Genomic DNA, 18,771 nt, shown 5'->3' on the forward strand with positions numbered 1-18,771 from the left:
GGTAAAATGATTTTTATTTTTTCATGATGTAATTGTATTGATTTAATTTTAATTAAGAACAAATTAAGTAAAATAAATGTTTGTAAAAGACATTGGAAATTAAATAGTTAACTTCTTTTATGGTGTGTGAAAAATCGCAGGCTATAGACAGTCTCTCCGGTGGTTTGATTTAATCCGCGAGTGAACACTATACACGATTCATTGTATTGATTTGATGAAGGGATTTCAGAAGATCATGTTTTTTGCATATCTTTATTCTTTTCTCTCCGTGCTCACCCTCAATATTTCTCACCAGTAATTTATTATTGGTAATGGGACTTTGTCATTCAATCGTTCTGATTAAGGGATTCTAATGAATAAAAAGCTTCTTACTGTGCTGATGGCCGGAAGCCTGATTGCCGCTGTAAATACGTCTGCATTTGCAGAAGATACGGGTAAGGTAGAGTTTTCTGGCCGTATTGTCGCCGACACTTGCGTTATTGATGTCGATGGCGCAGGAGCAAATACCGTGGTTACTTTTGCTGATGCTTACCCGGAGAATTTTGGTACTGATGGGACCCCTGGCCCGACAAAAGATTTCCAGATTTCTCTGGCTAAATGTGACCCTGCCATAGCAAGTTTAAACCTGAGGTTCAGTGGCGACACAACTGACGGCGAGAATTTACGCTTGAAGAACGACCTTAGTGATGCGAGTGCTGCAAAAAATGTGGGTATTACCGTGACCAATAATAATGGTGGTAACACTGACGTTGTGTTTGATGACTCCGTTCCGGCATCAACCACGGATGTGGCGAATACTGGCGATGAAGCAACGCCTTCTATTTTCAACTATACCGCGAAAGTGATTCAGATTGGTGATGAAAAACCGACTGCAGGTAAATATCACGCCTCCGCGAATTTTACCGTGTTCTATCGTTAAGTATGACAGGCAGCCCTTCAGGGCTGCCTGACCAGGGAGTATTGCGGGTGAAATTATATGCGCGAATTTGTTTTGCCATCATTGGGCTTATTGCCATAAATGCACAGGCCAGCATTGTCCTGGGGGGTACTCGAATCATTTACCCGGAGAATAAAAAAGAAGTACAGATATCTATTAAGAATAAAGAAGATGCCAATAAATATCTGATACAAAGCTGGGTAACAAAGACAGATAACACAAAAGCGCCATTTATTATCACTCCGCCGATTTATAAAATGGACGCTAATGGCCAGGCTCTGCTGCATATCGTCTTTATTGGCGATAAAGGATCGCTACCACAAGACCGTGAATCGATGTTTGTTGCCAACTTTAAATCTGTTTCGGCTATGCCTGATGAATTAAAAGATAAAAATACGCTGCAGTTTGCGATGAAAACACAGCTGAAACTTTTTTGGCGGCCAGTAAGTCTTAAAGAATCGGCCGCTGCCGGTGCGTGGGAAAAATTACGGTTTAGCCGTCAGGGTTCTCAATTAACCGCAAAGAATCCAACGCCATTTCATGTTTCATTATTAGAACTCTCTGTTGGTGGAAAGCGGGTAAAACCTCTCGCTGACAGTTCTGTACCTGAGTCATTGTCAATGACGATTCCTCCCTTTGGGGAACAAATATTTTCAATACCTGCAGCAGCAGTAGGTGATGTGTCATGGGCTGCAGTGAATGACTATGGTGCTGCAACGGTGAAAAAGCGCCAACAACTATAAACGCAATGACGCGTATGGGTAAAAATTAAAGGGACTTTATTATATGCAGCCTTATCCTTTGCGATCTTGCCGACTCTTTTTGCTCAACAGCATTACGCTGGCATTATGCTCATTTTTGCACCCAGCGAGTGCTGAAGATGAATTCAATTTGCATATTCTGGAACTCGGTACACCGTTAGAGAATACGTCAACACTGGAAACCTTTTTGCAAAATAATGGGTTACAACCAGGGACTTATTTGACTGAAGTTATGTGGGATTATGATCGCATTGATAAGCGAAATATTACTTACGTACTATCGCAGGATAAGACGCAGTTACTCCCGCAGTTCAGCAAAGGGGATCTCAGAGAGCTGGGGGTGAAGGTCGATAGCCTTCCCGGCTTGAAATCATTGGCTGATACGGCTCCAGTTGGCGACATCGCCCAGTACATATCGGGAGCAAAGTTTGATTTTCAACTCGATAGCCAAACTCTTTTCGTGCGGATCCCGCAAATTTATCGCGACCAGCAAGTCGCTGGCGCTATCCCTATTAAAGACTGGGACGATGGCATTCCTGCGGCATGGAGCAGCTATTACATTAGCGGCAACCGCCAGCAAGTAAATGGCGAGAACGATAACTCGAACTGGGCAAGCCTTAATTCTGGTCTAAATCTTGGCGCCTGGCGGCTTCGTAATTCAAGTACCTACAGCAATTCGGATGGCTGGGATGCGATCAGCACCACGCTGGAGCGGGATATTAAATTTCTGCAAAGCCAGCTTGAAATTGGCCAGACATATACCAACGGCGAACTGTTTGACAGCGTACAGATGACAGGGGTGAAGCTGGAAACCGATACCAGCATGTTACCCAATAGCTTACAAGGGTTTGCGCCTGTTGTGCGCGGAATTGCCAATAGCGATGCAAAAGTAACGATTAAGCAAAATGGCTACACGATATATCAGACTTATGTCTCCAGCGGCCCCTTTGAAATCAGAGATCTCAGTCAGGTAACAGCAGGGTCAGATTTACAAGTTACCGTTAAAGAGGCTGATGGAAGCGAGCATTCGTTTATTCAGGCAAGCGCTTCGGTACCCATCTTACAGCGTGAAGGTGCGCTGAAATATAGCCTTGCTGGTGGAAAATACCGCGATAGCGATAACGGCGAGGAACCTGGGTTTGGTCAGGCGACGGTAATCTACGGCATGCCTCATGGCATTACGCTGTATGGCGGAGCGCTCGAAGCATCAATTTATCGTGCCGGTCTGGTCGGGGCGGGGGCCGATCTCGGTGAGCTTGGTTCTGTGTCTGTAGATGTTACTGCGGCCAGAACTCAGTTTGACGATGGGCGTGGTAATGCCAATGGTTTATCCTGGCGCGCACAATATTCCAAAGACTTTTCTGCAACAGATACCACGGTGACGCTGGCCAGTTACCGTTATTCCACTTCTGGTTTTTATACCTTCCAGGAAGCACTCGATCAGCGTGATAGAGGCGAAGATGATGGAATTTACAATTACCGTAAAACAAACAATCGCCGTAGCCGTTTACAGTTGAGTATGTCGCAATCATTGGGCTCTGTCGGGTCTGTGTATATCAATGGTTATCAACAAGATTACTGGGATATGAGTGGGCATGAACGCAGTGCCAGTATGGGATTCAGCTCCAGTTGGCAGGACATCACCTGGTCTGTGAACTATAGCCTGACAAAAACACCAAACAGCGATAATGACCAGCAGGTTGCATTTTCCGTCAATATTCCTTTGTCACGTTGGCTGTCAAACAGTTGGGCGACCTACAACCTAAACAGCGCTAAAAATGGCAATACCGTGCATCAGGTTGGGATTGGCGGGACTGCGCTGGAAGATAACAACTTAAGTTATAACCTGCAGCAAAGCTATACCGATCACGATACTGGATATGGTGCGAGCATGACGGGGCGTTATCGTGGCTCATACGGTGAAATTGGGGCGAACTATAGCTATGCCAAAGATAGCAAACAGTGGAACTACAGCGCGCAAGGATCCGTCGTCGCACATCCTTATGGTATTACGCTGGGGCAATCTGTCCAGGATGCTTTTGCTATTGTCCATATTGACGAGGGAGCAGATGTTAAAGTCCAGAATATGCAAGGTATTTACACTGACTACTGGGGAAATGCGGTCGTACCATATCTAACTAATTATCGTCGTAATACCGTCACGGTGAACAGCGGGGAACGCGACGATCTGGATATCGAAAAACCGGCCAAAGATGTCGTACCTACGAAAGGGGCAGTTGTCGCAGCTAATTTCTCTGCCCGCCAGGGTATTCGCGCCTTATTAACACTTCACCATGGATCGAGTTTTGTGCCTTTCGGCGCGGTACTGTCAATTGAGGGGGGCTCCTCAATAGTCGGAGATGGTGGCGAAGTTTATCTGACCGGTTTGAAAGGTAATGTACCGTTTAAAGTACAGTGGGGTAGTGCTCCAGAACAACGCTGCGAAGGAAATGCACAGATCCCGGAAGATATCGAGTCCTCTATTTACCAGGCTGCGGTTGAGTGTCGATAGTGTAAAGGGAAAACATAAAATGGACTGTGGGAATATGAATAATTATATGATTTTTAGATTGATTCTATGTTGCGGTCTATTGTTCGCACAGCAATCAGTTCAGGCATCCTGCAAAATAGATAATGATGCGTCGCCGTCAACCTCTACGTTCAATATGCCGTCGTTTACGGTAAATGCGGACGCCGCTCCAGGTACGATCATTGCAACCCAGGAAGTGACTGGCGACCTTATTAATGTCGTGGACTGTACAGATAGTGGCGATATCTATACAGGTTATACCGTATTCACGAGTAGCGATGCCCGCACGGATAATCCCCTTAGCCGTGTTTATCAAACAAATGTTCCGGGAATAGGTTTTCGGGTTGCCTGGTCTAAAGATAACAGTTCCGGCCTAACAGAAGGATCGCTGGTCACCCCTATGCATTTAGGGTCGGCAAAAACATCCAATTTAAGTGACTATAGTATTCAATCACATGCGAGAGCTGAATTTGTCGTCACTGGTGTTGTGCAGTCAGGGGTTATTGACGTCAACATGCTCAATGCGGACTGGATTTATGATTCGCAGGTTATTGCTCAAATTCGCTTTGCGCCAATAGCGATTAACGTTACTGCTAACACCTGCAATTTGGTTGAAAAAAATATCACAGTGCCGCTTAAGAGAATCATGACTAGCGATATTGTGGACGGTTATTCCGATGTTGTATCTGATGATAGTTTCAAGATTCAGCTGGAACAGTGTGTCGCGGGCATCAAACTTGATTATAAATTCACCACTGCCGGTTCAACTGGCGTGAGTGGCAATAGCGACATCCTGGAGATCGCCAGTGGTAATGACGCAGCCGAAGGGGTCGGATTACAAATTCTCGACAGCAACAATAATGTGCTGAAATTTGATCAAGATTACAACGCGGTAGCGCAAACAACCGATAGGCAGTCTGTCACTATCCCTTTGAAAGCAAGATATGTACAAACAGGAACTGTAAAAGCGGGAAAGGTTGACTCTGTTGCGACATTTAACGTTTTTTACCGCTAGCCAAAAATAGCCTGTGTATTTGCAGGCTTTTCTTTTCAACATTCCAGCCTAATTTATTAACCCTTTCTTTTCATCTGGTTATTTCTTAACCCCTCAGTTTTAGTAGGGACGCGTATTGCTTGCTATCTCGCCAGAGTTTCGAATATTATGCTGCCGTTATAATAATAATTCTCGTTTACGTTATCATTCACTTTCATCAGAGAAATACCAATGGCGCGTCTTAAAACTGCTCAGCCAAGTTCATCGCTGCGTAAAATCGCAGTAGTGGTAGCCACAGCGGTTAGCGGCATGTCTGTCTATGCACAGGCGGCGGTTGACCCGAAAGAAGAAACCATCACCGTAACTGCTGCACCTGCCGCACAAGAAAGCGCATGGGGACCATCCCCAACCATCGCTGCGAAGCGGTCTGCCACTGCAACCAAGACCGATACGCCTATCGAAAAGACCCCGCAATCTGTTTCGGTAGTGACACGTGAAGAGATGGATATGCATCAGCCTGGGTCGGTAAAAGAGGCTTTAGCCTATACCCCTGGTGCTGCCGTTTCTACGCGCGGCGCTTCCAGTACTTATGATTTCGTCATTATTCGTGGCTTCTATACACCTGGCCCAACACCGAATAATTACCTTGATGGCGTCAAGTTACAGGGGGATTACTACAGCTCTGCCGTTGTTGATCCTTACATGCTTGAACGCGTCGAGCTTATGCGCGGGCCAACGTCTGTACTTTACGGGAAAAGTAATCCTGGTGGCTTGATCTCAATGGTTAGCAAAAGCCCCACATCAGAGCCGTTAAAAGAAATTCAATTCAAAATGGGTTCGGATAATCTGTTCCAAACCGGTTTTGATTTCAGCGATTCCCTGGATGACGACGGCGTCTACTCATACCGCCTGACAGGGCTGGCACGTTCTAATGACGAACAACAGGATTTTGCGAAGCAGAAGCGTTATGCCATTGCTCCCGTGTTTAGCTGGAAGCCTGATGACCGAACCAACCTGACTCTGCGAGCAAACATTCAGAATGAGCCTTCAACAGGTTATTACGGCTGGCTGCCGAAAGAAGGTACGGTTGAGCCATTACCTGATGGTTCCCGTTTGCCTGTGAGCTTTACGGATTATGCGCCGAACAATACCTATTCGCGTTATGAGCGAATGGTTGGCTACAGCTTTGAACACAGTTTTGATGATACCTTCACTGTGCGCCAAAATTTACGTTATAGCCAAATCAAAACATCTCAACAGAGTGTGTACGGCTTTGGCGCAGTGGGTAATCAATTGACCCGTCAGATTATCGTCGCCGATGAACGCTATAATGATTTTGGCGTAGATACTCAATTGGAAAGCAAGTTCGCGACAGGAGATGTTGGACACACTCTGCTTACCGGTGTCGACTATTCACGTTTGAGAAACGATATCGATAACGCCTACGGAAGTGCACCGCCTTTAGATATGAATAATCCGGTGTATGAAGATGTTGATTTCCCTGACGCGAAACCGTTCCAGCTTAACACGCAGCACCAAACCGGTGTGTATGTACAGGACCAACTGGAATGGAATAAATGGGTTGCAACGCTGGGAGGCCGCTATGACTGGTCTCAGCAGGCAACAACTATTCGTTCCAGTAATCAGAAAGTTGAACGTAACGATGAGCAGTTTACTTGGCGCGGTGGGATAAACTATCTCTTTGACAATGGTATTACGCCGTACTTTAGCTACAGCGAATCATTCGAGCCGAACCCTTCTAAAGCATGGGCCGCAACACCTGCCGACAACGTTGCTTATGCACCGTCAAAAGGTAAGCAATATGAAGCTGGCGTGAAATATGTTCCAAAAGATCTGCCCGTTGTTGTTACTGCCGCGGTATATGAGCTGACAAAAACGAATAACCTGACTACAGACCCGCTTAACCCGTATGCGCAGGTTCCGGCTGGTGAAATCCGTTCTCGTGGCGTTGAATTAGAAGCAAAAGCCGCAGTGAATGCGAACATTAACCTGACAGCGTCTTACACGTATACCGATGCGGAATATACAGAAGACACGACGCTTAAAGGTAAAACACCTGTGCAAGTACCAAAAAACATGGCTTCTCTGTGGGGGGATTACACCTTCTACGAAGGCCCGCTGTCTGGGTTAACGTTGGGTACTGGTGGTCGTTATGTTGGCTCTAGCTATGGCGATCCGAAGAATACCTTCAAAGTGGGTAGTTCAACCGTGATGGATGCAGTCGTTAAATACGATCTCGCGCGCCTGGGTATGGCAGGTTCTAGTGTTGCTGTTAACGTTACAAACCTGTTTGACCGCGAATATGTTGCCAGCTGCTTCGATACTTATGGCTGCTTCTGGGGCGCAGAACGTCAGGTCGTTGCAACTGCAACCTTCCGTTTCTAATTTCTCTTTGGGCACGCTTTGCGTGCCCGTTTTACAAGTTGGCTGCTATGCAGGAAAACAGATCCCATCCCGACACCACTTTTGCGTTGCGTAATGTCTCCTTTCGTGTGCCTGGCCGCACGCTTTTGCATCCTCTCTCATTAACTTTTCCTGTAGGGAAAGTGACTGGCCTTATCGGCCACAACGGTTCCGGTAAATCGACATTATTGAAAATGCTGGGACGTCATCAGCCGCCGTCAGAAGGTGAAATCCTGCTCGACGAACAGCCGCTGGAGAGCTGGAGTAGCAAAGCGTTTGCCCGCAAGGTCGCCTATCTGCCGCAACAGCTGCCGCAGGCAGAAGGGATGACCGTACGCGAACTGGTGGCGATTGGTCGTTATCCGTGGCACGGGGCGCTGGGGCGTTTTGGCGTTGCCGACAGAGAGAAAGTAGAAGAAGCAATTTCGCTGGTAGGTTTAAAGCCGCTGGCGCACCGTCTGGTCGATAGCCTGTCCGGTGGGGAACGCCAACGCGCGTGGATTGCCATGCTGGTGGCACAGGACAGCCGCTGTCTGCTGCTTGATGAACCGACTTCCGCGCTGGATATCGCCCATCAGGTTGACGTGCTGGCGCTGGTGCACCGCTTAAGCCAGCAGCGCGGGCTGACGGTGGTTGCGGTGCTGCATGATATCAATATGGCGGCCCGTTACTGCGATTACCTCGTTGCGCTGCGCGGTGGTGAGATGATTTCTCAAGGAACGCCTGCTGAACTGATGCGCAGTGAAACTCTGGAACAAATTTACGGTATCCCGATGGGCATTTTGCCGCATCCGGCCGGTGCCGCACCCGTGAGTTTTGTCTATTAATGATCGGAATACATCATATTACTCGTCGGCGGCTGCTTACGGCGATGGCGCTGTCGCCTATGCTGTGGCGGATGAATACGGCGCACGCCGCGGCGGTTGATCCCCAGCGCATTGTAGCGCTGGAATGGCTGCCGGTAGAGCTGCTGCTGGCGCTGGGTATTACGCCGTATGGCATCGCAGACATCCCTAACTACAAGCTGTGGGTCAGTGAGCCTCCTCTACCGGACTCGGTAATTGACGTCGGGCTACGTACGGAACCCAATCTCGAACTGCTGACCGAAATGAAGCCCTCGTTTCTGCTCTGGTCGGCAGGTTACGGTCCTTCTCCTGAAAAGCTGGCGCGGATTGCACCAGGCCGGGGATTTAACTTTAGCGATGGCAAAAAGCCGCTGGCCGTTGCGCGACAGTCGCTGCAGGAAATGGCGCAATTGTTCAATCTGCAAGCTTCTGCTGAACGTCATTTGACTGAGTACGATCATTTTATCGCCAGCCTGAAACCGCGCTTTATGCAACGCGGCGCGCGTCCCGTGCTCCTGACATCCCTGCTTGATTCGCGGCATATGCTGGTGTTTGGTTCAAACAGCCTGTTCCAGGACGTACTGGACGAATATGGGATCCCTAACGCCTGGCAGGGAGAAACAAACTTCTGGGGCAGCACTGCCGTGAGTATTGACCGTCTGGCTGCTTATAAGGATGTCGATGTGCTGTGCTTTGATCACGGCAACGATAAAGAGATGGCTGCGCTGATGTCTACGCCATTATGGCAGGCAATGCCGTTTGTCCGTGGCGGAAGTTTTCAACGTGTGCCTGCCGTTTGGTTCTATGGCGCAACGCTATCGGCCATGCATTTTGCCCGTATTCTGGATAATGCGTTGGGAGGCAAAGCGTGAGCAGGAAACTTGAAATGCCGGATGGCGGCGCGAAAAGCGCTTTATCCGACCTACGGTTTGGGCGCTTTGTAGGCCGGATAAGGCGAAGCCGCCATCCGGCGTTGCTGTTGTTGGTGCTGTTTGTTGCTGCCTGCTGGCTGACATGGGTTAACTTCTCCGTTGCGCTACCGCGCAGTCAGTGGCAACAGGCTATCTGGTCACCGGATATCGACATCATTGAGCAGATGGTTTTTCACTATAGCCTGCTGCCGAGGCTGGCGATTTCGCTATTGGTCGGCGCCGGGCTGGGCCTGGTCGGCGTGTTGTTTCAGCAGGTGTTGCGTAACCCGCTGGCGGAGCCAACCACGCTGGGCGTTGCGACTGGTGCGCAGTTGGGCATTACGGTTACCACGCTGTGGGCTATTCCTGGTGCGCTGACCACGCAATTTGCGGCGCTGGCGGGAGCATGTGTCGTTGGGGCGCTGGTGTTTGGCGTTGCCTGGGGCAAGCGTCTTTCTCCGGTGACGTTAATCCTTGCCGGGCTGGTGGTCAGCCTGTACTGCGGGGCGATTAACCAGTTGATGGTTATCTTCCATCACGATCAGCTGCAAAGCATGTTTTTATGGAGCAGCGGCACGTTAACGCAAACCGACTGGAGCGGCGTACAGCGTCTGTGGCCGCAGTTGTTGGGCGGTGTGATGCTGACTCTGTTGTTATTACGCCCAATGACGCTGATGGGACTGGATGACGGCGTGGCGCGCAACCTCGGTCTGGCGCTGTCGCTGGCACGTCTGGCGGCGTTATCGCTGGCCATTGTCATCAGCGCCTTACTGGTTAACGCGGTTGGGATTATCGGCTTTATTGGCCTGTTTGCACCGCTGCTGGCGAAAATGCTCGGTGCGCGTCGTTTGCTGGCACGTCTGGTACTGGCCCCGCTGATTGGTGCGTTGATCCTCTGGCTCTCCGACCAAATCATTCTGTGGCTGACCCGCGTATGGATGGAAGTCTCCACCGGTTCAGTGACGGCGTTGATTGGCGCACCGTTGCTACTGTGGTTGTTGCCGCGCTTGAGGAGTATGAGCGCCCCGGATATGAACGCCAGTAATCGCATCGCCGCTGAGCGTCAGAATGTGCTGATGTTTGCGCTGGCAGGTGGCGTTATCTTGCTGCTAACCCTCGTGGTGGCGCTGTCGTTTGGCCGCGACGCACATGGCTGGACATGGGCCAGCGGCGCGATGCTGGATGAGCTGATGCCCTGGCGCTGGCCTCGCATTCTGGCGGCCCTGATTGCCGGGGTGATGCTGGCGGTAGCGGGCTGTATTATTCAACGTCTGACGGGCAACCCGATGGCCAGCCCGGAAGTGCTGGGCATTAGCTCCGGTGCGGCATTTGGCGTGGTGCTCATGCTGTTTTTGGTCCCCGGAAATGCTTTTGGCTGGCTGCTGCCTGCCGGAAGCCTCGGGGCCGCGGCTACTCTGCTTATCATTATGATTGCCGCTGGGCGCGGTGGTTTTTCACCGCATCGTATGCTGTTGGCCGGCATGGCGCTCAGCACGGCCTTTACTATGCTGCTGATGATGCTGCAGGCCAGCGGCGATCCGCGCATGGCGGGCGTGTTGACCTGGATTTCCGGTTCAACCTATAACGCGAGCGGAGAGCAGGTAATGCGTACCGGGATTGTGATGGTGATTCTGCTGGCGATGACGCCGCTGTGCCGCCGTTGGCTAACAATTTTACCGCTCGGCGGCGATACGGCGCGGGCTGTCGGTATGGCTATCACGCCATCACGCGTGGGGTTACTGCTGCTGGCTGCAGGGCTGACGGCGACAGCCACCATGACAATTGGACCGTTGAGCTTTGTCGGGCTAATGGCTCCGCATATTGCCCGTATGATGGGTTTTCGTCGGGCGATGCCGCATATGCTGATTTCGGCGCTGGCGGGTGGCGTGTTGCTGGTCTTTGCTGACTGGTGCGGCAGGATGGTGCTGTTTCCGTATCAGATCCCGGCGGGATTATTGTCGACGTTTATTGGTGCGCCGTACTTTATCTATCTGCTAAGAAAGCAGAGCCGCTGAGACTGACCCCTTTCATGTAGGCCGGATAAGACGCTTTGCGTCGACATCCGGCAATAAAAAAGCCGGGTGGCGGCTTCGCCTTACCCGGCCTACATTTCTGCACGTTCTCTTTTTTACAATTTCGCAAACACCCGGCGCGCGGCGTCGATGGTGTTATTGATATCGTCTTCACTGTGCGCCACGGACATAAAGCCCGCTTCGAAAGCAGACGGCGCCAGATAAATTCCTTCATCCAGCATCATGTGGAAGAAGCGCTTGAAGCGTTCGACGTCGCATGCCATCACATCCTGATAGCAGGTTACGGTTTCTGCATCTGTGAAGAAAATCCCGAACATCCCGCCCACATGGTTAACCACCAGCGGAATATTCGCTTCTTCGGCAGCTTCCAACAGACCTTCCGCCAGACGCGTCGTCAGTTCGTTCAGCGTTTCATGAATACCCGGTTGGGCGACTTCGGTCAGACAGGCATAACCTGCCGCCATCGCGATCGGGTTACCGGAAAGCGTCCCCGCCTGGTAAACCGGACCGGTCGGCGCCAGTGCGTCCATCACATCGCGGCGACCGCCGAATGCGCCAACGGGCATTCCGCCACCGATGATTTTACCGAGGCAGGTCAGATCCGGCACGACGCCGTAATAATCCTGTGCTCCGGCCAGCGCTACGCGGAAACCGGTCATCACTTCATCGATGATCAACAGTGCGCCAAACTCATCGCACAGCGCACGCAGGCCCGGCAGGAATTCCGGCAGCGGCGGGATGCAGTTCATGTTGCCGGCGACCGGCTCAACGATGATGCAAGCGATCTCCTGCGGGTACTGTTCAAATGCCGCACGTACTGAAGCAAGATCGTTGTAGGTGCAGGTCAGGGTGTGTTTCGCGAAATCGGCCGGAACGCCTGGGGAGTTCGGCTGGCCCAGCGTTAATGCGCCGGAACCGGCCTTAACCAGCAGGCAGTCGGCATGGCCGTGGTAGCAGCCTTCAAATTTGATGATTTTATCGCGACCGGTGAAACCGCGCGCCAGACGGATTGCGCTCATTGTCGCTTCCGTACCGGAGTTCACCATGCGCACCATGTCCATGGTCGGCACTAATTCGGTGACCAGCTCCGCCATTTTCACTTCCATCTCGGTCGGTGCACCGAAGCTTAAACCGCGCTCCGCAGCTTCAATCACCGCATTACGGATTGCCGGGTGGTTGTGACCCAGTACCATCGGTCCCCAGGAACCGACGTAATCGACATAGGCTTTACCATCGACATCGTACAGATACGCGCCGTCCGCTTTTTCGATAAACAGCGGAGTACCACCCACGCCAGTAAAGGCGCGAACGGGGGAGTTAACGCCGCCTGGGATAAGTTCGCGTGCTGCGCTGTAGAGATTTTCAGACTTACTCATGGATGGGGTCCTGGTTCGTAGAAAAAGTAAATGCCCGCTATTCTAGTTATTCAGAGAAGGTTATGAAAGTTTTACGCATTTGAAACAATGCGATTTGCAGGGGATTTTCGCGAAATGTGCGAGTAGAATGCCGATTCCGTATTTGTATTACCAATTAATGATCATCTGATGAAGACAGACACTCCCTCTTTTGAAGCACAGCAAATTGTGCGTTTACGCCGCAGGGATCAAATTCGTCGTCTCCTGGAACGAGACAAAACGCCGTTGGCGATCCTGTTGATGGCTGCAGTAGTGGGTACTGTGACAGGGCTTGTTGGCGTGGCATTTGAGAAAGCGGTGACCTGGGTGCAGAATCAGCGCATTGGCACGCTGGCTCAGGTTGCGGACCATGACATTCTGCTGTGGCCGCTGGCGTTTATTCTCTCGGCGTTGCTGGCGATGGTCGGCTATTTCCTGGTGCGTAAATTTGCGCCGGAAGCCGGTGGTTCGGGGATCCCAGAGATTGAAGGTGCGCTGGAAGAGCTGCGACCTGTGCGTTGGTGGCGTGTCCTGCCGGTGAAATTTATCGGCGGCATGGGCACGCTGGGTGCTGGCATGGTGCTTGGGCGTGAAGGTCCGACCGTGCAGATTGGCGGTAACCTCGGGCGCATGGTGCTGGATATTTTCCGCATGCGTAGCGCCGAAGCGCGGCATACCTTATTGGCTACCGGTGCCGCAGCGGGCCTTTCGGCGGCGTTTAACGCTCCGCTGGCGGGGATCCTGTTCATCATTGAAGAGATGCGCCCGCAGTTTCGCTATAACCTTGTGTCGATCAAAGCCGTGTTTACCGGCGTTATTATGTCGAGCATTGTGTTTCGTGTTTTCAACGGTGAAGCCCCGATAATTGAAGTCGGGAAACTGTCTAATGCGCCGGTGAATACGCTGTGGCTGTATCTCGTGCTCGGGCTTATTTTTGGCTGTGTCGGGCCATTGTTCAACACCATGGTGTTGCGCACCCAGGATATGTTCCAGCGCTTTCACGGCGGTGAAATTAAAAAATGGGTGCTGATGGGCGGCGCGATCGGCGGTCTGTGCGGTATCCTGGGATTAATTCAACCTGAAGCGGCAGGCGGTGGCTTTAACCTGATCCCGATTGCCGCAGCAGGCAATTTTAGCGTCGGTCTACTGCTGTTTATATTTATCACCCGGGTCGTCACCACGCTGCTGTGCTTCTCATCCGGCGCGCCCGGTGGGATCTTTGCCCCGATGCTGGCGTTGGGGACGTTGCTTGGTACGGCGTTCGGTATGGCTGCGGCGGCCTCTTTTCCGCAGTATCACCTGGAGGCCGGAACCTTTGCCATTGCCGGAATGGGGGCTTTGTTGGCTGCTTCGGTGCGTGCGCCGCTAACAGGTATTGTACTGGTGCTGGAGATGACCGATAACTATCAGCTCATTTTGCCAATGATTATTACCTGTCTTGGCGCAACACTATTAGCCCAATTTATGGGCGGAAAGCCGCTATACTCGACTATCCTCGCTCGTACGCTGGCAAAACAGGAAGCGGAGCAGGCGGCAAAAAGCCAGGGTACTGCCGCTGGCGAGAATACTTGAACGAAATACCAGGGTATTAGATAATGGCCCAAAATATTGGGTTGAAATTTACCCAATTGCCGATGTCGTTTGGAGCAAAATATGAGTGATGACGTAGCGCTGCCACTGCAATTTACTGAAGCAGCAGCCAATAAAGTTAAAAGCCTGATCGCTGACGAAGATAACCCGAATCTGAAATTACGCGTGTATATCACTGGCGGTGGTTGCAGCGGTTTCCAGTACGGTTTCACCTTTGATGATCAGATCAATGAAGGTGATATGACCATTGAGAAACAAGGTGTTGGTCTGGTCGTTGATCCGATGAGTCTGCAATATCTGGTGGGCGGCGCGGTTGACTATACCGAAGGTCTGGAAGGTTCCCGCTTCGTTGTGACTAACCCGAATGCGAAAAGCACCTGCGGGTGTGGTTCTTCTTTCAGCATCTGATTGCTGTCTGTAATACTGATGGTCTGATGTTGTAGGCCCGGTAAGCGTAGCGCCACCGGGCAATGTGCCGGATAGCGGCGTAAACGCCTTATCCGGCCTACATGTTCTGTATCGTCATATCAACGCCCGTTATCATCCAGCGCAAACGTCGGCAATTTCAGATGCCAGCGAATGGCGGCAAGCCGAATCAGCAGGGTGACAATCATCCCCATCATACTGGCGTTTTCCAGTGAAACATCAAAGGTATAAAACGCTGTCGCATGCACGATCCCGCCGATAATACAGGCTGTGGCGTAGATCTCGGTGCGCAAAATCATCGGGACTTCACGAGCTAACACATCGCGAATGATCCCACCACCAACGCCGGTAATCACCCCCATACAAATCGCCACCAGCGGCCCTGTTCCTGCGAGAAATGCCTTGTTGACCCCAATACCCACGAACACAGCCAGACCAACGGCATCCAGCACCGGAAGGATCCATTTCGGTATGCGTCTTGGTTGACGTACCAACAGGATCGTCAGCATGCTGGTGATCATCGCCACCACCAGATCGGTCGGATCCTTAACCCAAAAAACCGGTCCATTATCCAGCGCCATATCGCGGATCGTTCCACCACCAACGGCGGTAACCACGCCGAGTACCAGGACGCCAAACGGATCCATACGTAATTTTCCGGCCAGTAATACGCCAGAGATTGCAAATACCGCGGTGCCGACAATATCAAGCCAATAGACGAGCATTTTTAAATCCTCACAACAGACCTGGTGGGGGCAGGCGCTAATTTATCTGTGAAAGCGCATTACAGAGTTGTTTTGCGGCGAGGATAATACGCGGGCTCGCGCGTTCGAACCAGTCACTATTAAGTGTAATAATGGGTATTTTTAGCTGGTTTCCCCAGTATTGCTCAATTTTCAGAGTTTCACCCGGACCGCCTGTGGCAACAATAGCCTGGGGGGCTCGTGCCAGGACCTGCTCACGGCTAACCTGCGGCCAGGGAACCCGACTACCGGCAAAGATGTTTTCTCCGCCGCATACCTCAAGAACTTCGTGCTGAATAGAACCTTTTCCACTGGTAAACAGAGGATTGGCACCAAACTGGAGAAACACGCGTTTTTTCGGTTTGTTGGCATACTGAGATTTAAGTAAAGCATAGTCATCAAGCATGGTTTGCGCCGCCTGTTTAGCTTGTTCAGGCTTGGGGCTCCATGCTGCTAATTGGCGTAGCGCATCGGCAACCTGCTCAATGGTAACGGCATCCACCCAGATGACCTTAATTCCCAGAGAGGTCAGTTGATTCACCTGCCGCTCAGCATTTCCCCCGCGCCAGGCGACGACCAAATCAGGTTTCAGCGCCACAATACGTTCAAGATTCATCCCTTGCCAGGTTGAGACTTCCTCAATATTTTTGGCTTCTGGCGGGTAGTTTGAATAGCTGCTGACGCCAACGGGGGTAATGCCAGCGGCAAAAGCGAGTTCAGTATTGGCAGGAGAAAGCGTCACAACACGCGGCGCGGCGTAAAGGAACGCCGGGAGAGTGAAAAGCAGGGCGACCAGCGCCCTGGAGAGTAATTTAGCCATGCGCCAGTTTCTGTACCAGCGTTTCGACCATCAGGCTTGACTGCTTCGCGGCAACCACCAGGAATTCGTCAAAGCTGAGATGGGACTGCTGATCGGCAACGTCAGAGATAGCGCGAACCACGACAAATGGCACGTTAAAGTTGTGGCAAACGTGCGCAATTGCGGTCGCTTCCATCTCAACGGCAATCGCCTGTGGGAAGTTATGCTTAATTTTAGCCAGCCCCACGGAACCGTTAATGAATGCGTCGCCGCTGACGATAAGTCCGCGAACGGCGTTCAGATTGAGTTCGGCGATGCAAGACTCTGCGGCAGCAATCAACGCAGGATCGGCTTTAAAACCAGCCGGGCAGCCCGGTAGTTGACCAAATTCATAGCCAAAGGCAGTGACGTCGGCGTCGTGATAGCGCGCTTCGTCAGAAACTACGATATCCCCGACTTTCAGCGTAGAGGCCAGGCCACCCGCAGAACCGGTATTAATGATGGCGTCCGGCTTGCAGCGTTCAAGCAGCAGCGTAGCGCCCAGTGCCGCAGCCACTTTACCGATACCCGATTTCAGCAGCGCAACCTCTGTACCGTTCAGTTGGCCGGTGTAAATTTCACAACCGCCGAGCGCGATGGTCTGACGGTTTTCGATTTTGTCACGCAGCAGCGTAACTTCTTCTTCCATTGCACCAATGATGCCGATTTTCATAGATTTACTCGCGATAAGCCAGATTTGAGGGCATAGTCTATCATGCGCTTAAGGGGTAGCGCATTTCTCAGGCGGGAGAGGACATGGCACAGATCGATTTCCGAAAAAAAATAAACTGGCATCGTCGTTACCGTTCGCCGCAGGGCGTGAAGACTGAGCATGAGATCCTGCGTATTTTCGAAAGCGATCGCGGACGTATTATCAATTCTCCGGCAATTCGCCGACTGCAACAAAAAACGCAGGTCTTTCCGCTGGAGCGTAATGCGGCAGTACGCACGCGCTTGACGCACTCGATGGAAGTTCAGCAGGTTGGGCGCTATATCGCGAAAGAGATCCTCAGCCGACTGAAAGAACTAAAGCTGCTGGAGCTGTATGGCCTGGATGAACTGACAGGGCCATTTGAGAGTATTGTCGAAATGTCCTGCCTGATGCATGACATTGGTAATCCGCCGTTTGGCCATTTTGGGGAGGCGGCAATTAATGACTGGTTCCGCCAGCGGCTGTATCCCGCAGATGCAGAAAGTCAGCCCCTAAGTGATGACCGTTGCCAGGTGACGGCATTACGGTTGCGTGAAGGCGAAGAGTCGCTGAATGATATTCGCCGTAAGGTACGCCAGGACCTGTGCCATTTTGAAGGCAATGCGCAGGGTATTCGCCTTGTGCATACGTTGATGCGTATGAACCTTACCTGGGCGCAGGTTGGCGGTATTTTAAAATATACCCGTCCGGCGTGGTGGCGCGGCAGTGCACCCGAGACACACAACTATTTAATGAAGAAGCCGGGTTATTACCTTTCTGAAGAACCGTATATTGAGCGGTTGCGTAAAGAATTATCATTAGCGCCTTACAGTCGCTTTCCATTAACCTGGATTATGGAAGCTGCCGATGATATCTCTTATTGCGTGGCGGATCTGGAAGATGCCGTTGAGAAAAGAATCTTTAGCGTCGAGCAACTTTATCACCACCTGTATGAGGCGTGGGGGCAGCATGAAAAAGGTTCCCTGTTTAGCCAGGTTGTTGAGAACGCCTGGGAGAAGTCACGTTCAAATACATTAAGCCGGAGTACCGAAGATCAGTTCTTTATGTATTTACGCGTCAATACGCTGAATAAACTGGTGCCATATGCGGCCCAGCGGTTTATTGATAATTTGCCGCAGATTTATGAAGGCAGCTTTAATCATGCGCTGCTAGAAGATGCCAGTAGCTTCAGCCAGTTACTGGGTGTTTATAAAAATGTGGCGGTAAAACATGTGTTTAGCCATCCGGATGTTGAACAACTGGAACTACAGGGCTATCGGGTGATCAGCGGGTTGCTGGAGATCTATCAGCCGCTATTAAAAATGTCTCAGTCAGATTTTTCTGAACTGGTCGACAATGAAAGAGTAAAACGTTTTCCTATCGAGTCCCGTTTATTTCAGAAGTTGTCTACCCGCCATCGTCTTGCGTATGTTGAGGCGGTTAGTAAAATATCGACGGGGTGCGCCGAGTATTCGGTTCTGGAATATTATTATCGCTGTCGGCTGATTCAGGATTATATCAGCGGAATGACAGATTTGTATGCCTGGGATGAATATCGTCGCTTGATGGCCGTAGAACAATAAATACTCATTTGTAAAGACGGACAATAAAATTTTACTTTTTCCTTAAACTTAATTCTGGAACTTAGCGCTAT

At 51.0% G+C, this 18,771-nt stretch carries 16 protein-coding genes; 12 read left to right on the forward strand and 4 right to left on the reverse strand.

What is annotated here, in order from left to right:
* Positions 1-352: 352 nt before the first annotated feature.
* The 8 genes from OGX96_RS02505 to fhuB all read left to right on the forward strand — a co-directional run bounded on the left by OGX96_RS02505 (position 353) and on the right by fhuB (position 11,417).
* Positions 353-919 carry a fimbrial protein gene (locus tag OGX96_RS02505; protein ID WP_250671350.1) on the forward strand — a complete coding sequence of 189 codons (567 nt, stop codon included), beginning with the start codon at positions 353-355 and terminating at the stop codon, positions 917-919.
* 47 nt (positions 920-966) lie between these two features.
* Entirely contained in the window at positions 967-1,680 is a 714-nt protein-coding gene (locus tag OGX96_RS02510) for a fimbrial biogenesis chaperone (RefSeq protein WP_008786251.1), read from the forward strand.
* A 43-nt stretch (positions 1,681-1,723) separates the two neighbouring features.
* Positions 1,724-4,210: a fimbria/pilus outer membrane usher protein gene (locus OGX96_RS02515; protein ID WP_286582171.1), complete on the forward strand. Its 2,487-nt coding sequence runs from the start codon at positions 1,724-1,726 to the stop codon at positions 4,208-4,210.
* A 34-nt stretch (positions 4,211-4,244) separates the two neighbouring features.
* A complete protein-coding gene (locus OGX96_RS02520; RefSeq protein WP_233097517.1) occupies positions 4,245-5,243 on the forward strand; it encodes a fimbrial protein in 999 nt (332 codons plus the stop codon).
* Between the two features lie 210 nt (positions 5,244-5,453).
* The gene (gene fhuA, locus OGX96_RS02525) at positions 5,454-7,628 is read left to right on the forward strand and encodes a ferrichrome porin FhuA (protein ID WP_286582174.1); all 2,175 of its coding nucleotides are present in this window, start codon (positions 5,454-5,456) and stop codon (positions 7,626-7,628) included.
* A 47-nt stretch (positions 7,629-7,675) separates the two neighbouring features.
* Complete coding sequence (gene fhuC, locus OGX96_RS02530) at positions 7,676-8,473, forward strand: Fe3+-hydroxamate ABC transporter ATP-binding protein FhuC (protein WP_003829206.1); 798 nt, start codon at positions 7,676-7,678, stop codon at positions 8,471-8,473.
* Positions 8,473-9,363 carry a Fe(3+)-hydroxamate ABC transporter substrate-binding protein FhuD gene (fhuD, locus tag OGX96_RS02535; RefSeq protein ID WP_286582176.1) on the forward strand — a complete coding sequence of 297 codons (891 nt, stop codon included), beginning with the start codon at positions 8,473-8,475 and terminating at the stop codon, positions 9,361-9,363. Before fhuC ends, fhuD begins: the two co-directional genes overlap by 1 nt.
* Positions 9,364-9,377: 14 nt before the next feature.
* Positions 9,378-11,417, forward strand: coding sequence for a Fe(3+)-hydroxamate ABC transporter permease FhuB (fhuB, locus tag OGX96_RS02540; RefSeq protein ID WP_286582195.1), 2,040 nt, complete (start codon positions 9,378-9,380; stop codon positions 11,415-11,417).
* Between the two features lie 113 nt (positions 11,418-11,530).
* Here the strand turns inward: fhuB and hemL are convergent, their stop codons facing one another.
* The gene (gene hemL, locus OGX96_RS02545; RefSeq protein WP_100271481.1) at positions 11,531-12,811 is read right to left on the reverse strand and encodes a glutamate-1-semialdehyde 2,1-aminomutase; all 1,281 of its coding nucleotides are present in this window, start codon (positions 12,809-12,811) and stop codon (positions 11,531-11,533) included.
* 168 nt (positions 12,812-12,979) lie between these two features.
* Here hemL and clcA point away from each other — a divergent pair, with 168 nt between their 5' ends.
* The 3 genes from clcA to erpA are packed head-to-tail and all read left to right on the forward strand — an operon-like array spanning position 12,980 to position 14,827.
* A complete protein-coding gene (clcA, locus tag OGX96_RS02550; protein ID WP_008786259.1) occupies positions 12,980-14,401 on the forward strand; it encodes a H(+)/Cl(-) exchange transporter ClcA in 1,422 nt (473 codons plus the stop codon).
* Between the two features lie 23 nt (positions 14,402-14,424).
* A complete protein-coding gene (gene yadW, locus OGX96_RS02555) occupies positions 14,425-14,490 on the forward strand; it encodes a small protein YadW (RefSeq protein WP_122973801.1) in 66 nt (21 codons plus the stop codon).
* A complete protein-coding gene (erpA, locus tag OGX96_RS02560) occupies positions 14,483-14,827 on the forward strand; it encodes an iron-sulfur cluster insertion protein ErpA (protein WP_032942401.1) in 345 nt (114 codons plus the stop codon). Before yadW ends, erpA begins: the two co-directional genes overlap by 8 nt.
* 119 nt (positions 14,828-14,946) lie before the next feature.
* Here the strand turns inward: erpA and OGX96_RS02565 are convergent, their stop codons facing one another.
* Genes OGX96_RS02565 through mtnN form a run of 3 tightly spaced genes read right to left on the reverse strand, consistent with a single transcriptional unit; the run spans position 14,947 to position 17,099 of the window.
* Positions 14,947-15,570: a TRIC cation channel family protein gene (locus OGX96_RS02565; protein WP_003829199.1), complete on the reverse strand. Its 624-nt coding sequence runs from the start codon at positions 15,568-15,570 to the stop codon at positions 14,947-14,949.
* Positions 15,571-15,607: 37 nt separating this feature from the next.
* Positions 15,608-16,408 (reverse strand): vitamin B12 ABC transporter substrate-binding protein BtuF, encoded by an 801-nt coding sequence (gene btuF / locus OGX96_RS02570; RefSeq protein WP_003829197.1) that lies wholly within the window; start codon positions 16,406-16,408, stop codon positions 15,608-15,610.
* On the reverse strand, positions 16,401-17,099 hold the full coding sequence (mtnN, locus tag OGX96_RS02575; RefSeq protein WP_003829195.1) for a 5'-methylthioadenosine/S-adenosylhomocysteine nucleosidase: 699 nt from the start codon (positions 17,097-17,099) through the stop codon (positions 16,401-16,403). The genes btuF and mtnN overlap by 8 nt, the downstream gene beginning before the upstream one ends.
* 83 nt (positions 17,100-17,182) lie before the next feature.
* Between mtnN and dgt the strand changes: the two genes are divergently transcribed.
* A complete protein-coding gene (dgt, locus tag OGX96_RS02580; RefSeq protein WP_111466094.1) occupies positions 17,183-18,700 on the forward strand; it encodes a dGTPase in 1,518 nt (505 codons plus the stop codon).
* Positions 18,701-18,771 lie beyond the last annotated feature (71 nt).

The organism is Citrobacter sp. Cpo100, from assembly GCF_030332595.1.
Lineage (GTDB): Bacteria > Pseudomonadota > Gammaproteobacteria > Enterobacterales > Enterobacteriaceae > Citrobacter > Citrobacter portucalensis.

What these genes read in the sequence shown, in the direction of transcription:
- OGX96_RS02505 (WP_250671350.1), top strand. Translation starts at nt 353, where the DNA reads ATGAATAAAAAGCTTCTTACTGTGCTGATGGCCGGAAGCCTGATTGCC.
- OGX96_RS02515 (WP_286582171.1), top strand. Translation starts at nt 1,724, where the DNA reads ATGCAGCCTTATCCTTTGCGATCTTGCCGACTCTTTTTGCTCAACAGC.
- OGX96_RS02520 (WP_233097517.1), top strand. Translation starts at nt 4,245, where the DNA reads ATGAATAATTATATGATTTTTAGATTGATTCTATGTTGCGGTCTATTG.
- fhuA (WP_286582174.1), top strand. Translation starts at nt 5,454, where the DNA reads ATGGCGCGTCTTAAAACTGCTCAGCCAAGTTCATCGCTGCGTAAAATC.
- fhuC (WP_003829206.1), top strand. Translation starts at nt 7,676, where the DNA reads ATGCAGGAAAACAGATCCCATCCCGACACCACTTTTGCGTTGCGTAAT.
- fhuD (WP_286582176.1), top strand. Translation starts at nt 8,473, where the DNA reads ATGATCGGAATACATCATATTACTCGTCGGCGGCTGCTTACGGCGATG.
- fhuB (WP_286582195.1), top strand. Translation starts at nt 9,378, where the DNA reads ATGCCGGATGGCGGCGCGAAAAGCGCTTTATCCGACCTACGGTTTGGG.
- hemL (WP_100271481.1), bottom strand. Translation starts at nt 12,811, where the DNA reads ATGAGTAAGTCTGAAAATCTCTACAGCGCAGCACGCGAACTTATCCCA.
- clcA (WP_008786259.1), top strand. Translation starts at nt 12,980, where the DNA reads ATGAAGACAGACACTCCCTCTTTTGAAGCACAGCAAATTGTGCGTTTA.
- erpA (WP_032942401.1), top strand. Translation starts at nt 14,483, where the DNA reads ATGAGTGATGACGTAGCGCTGCCACTGCAATTTACTGAAGCAGCAGCC.
- OGX96_RS02565 (WP_003829199.1), bottom strand. Translation starts at nt 15,570, where the DNA reads ATGCTCGTCTATTGGCTTGATATTGTCGGCACCGCGGTATTTGCAATC.
- btuF (WP_003829197.1), bottom strand. Translation starts at nt 16,408, where the DNA reads ATGGCTAAATTACTCTCCAGGGCGCTGGTCGCCCTGCTTTTCACTCTC.
- mtnN (WP_003829195.1), bottom strand. Translation starts at nt 17,099, where the DNA reads ATGAAAATCGGCATCATTGGTGCAATGGAAGAAGAAGTTACGCTGCTG.
- dgt (WP_111466094.1), top strand. Translation starts at nt 17,183, where the DNA reads ATGGCACAGATCGATTTCCGAAAAAAAATAAACTGGCATCGTCGTTAC.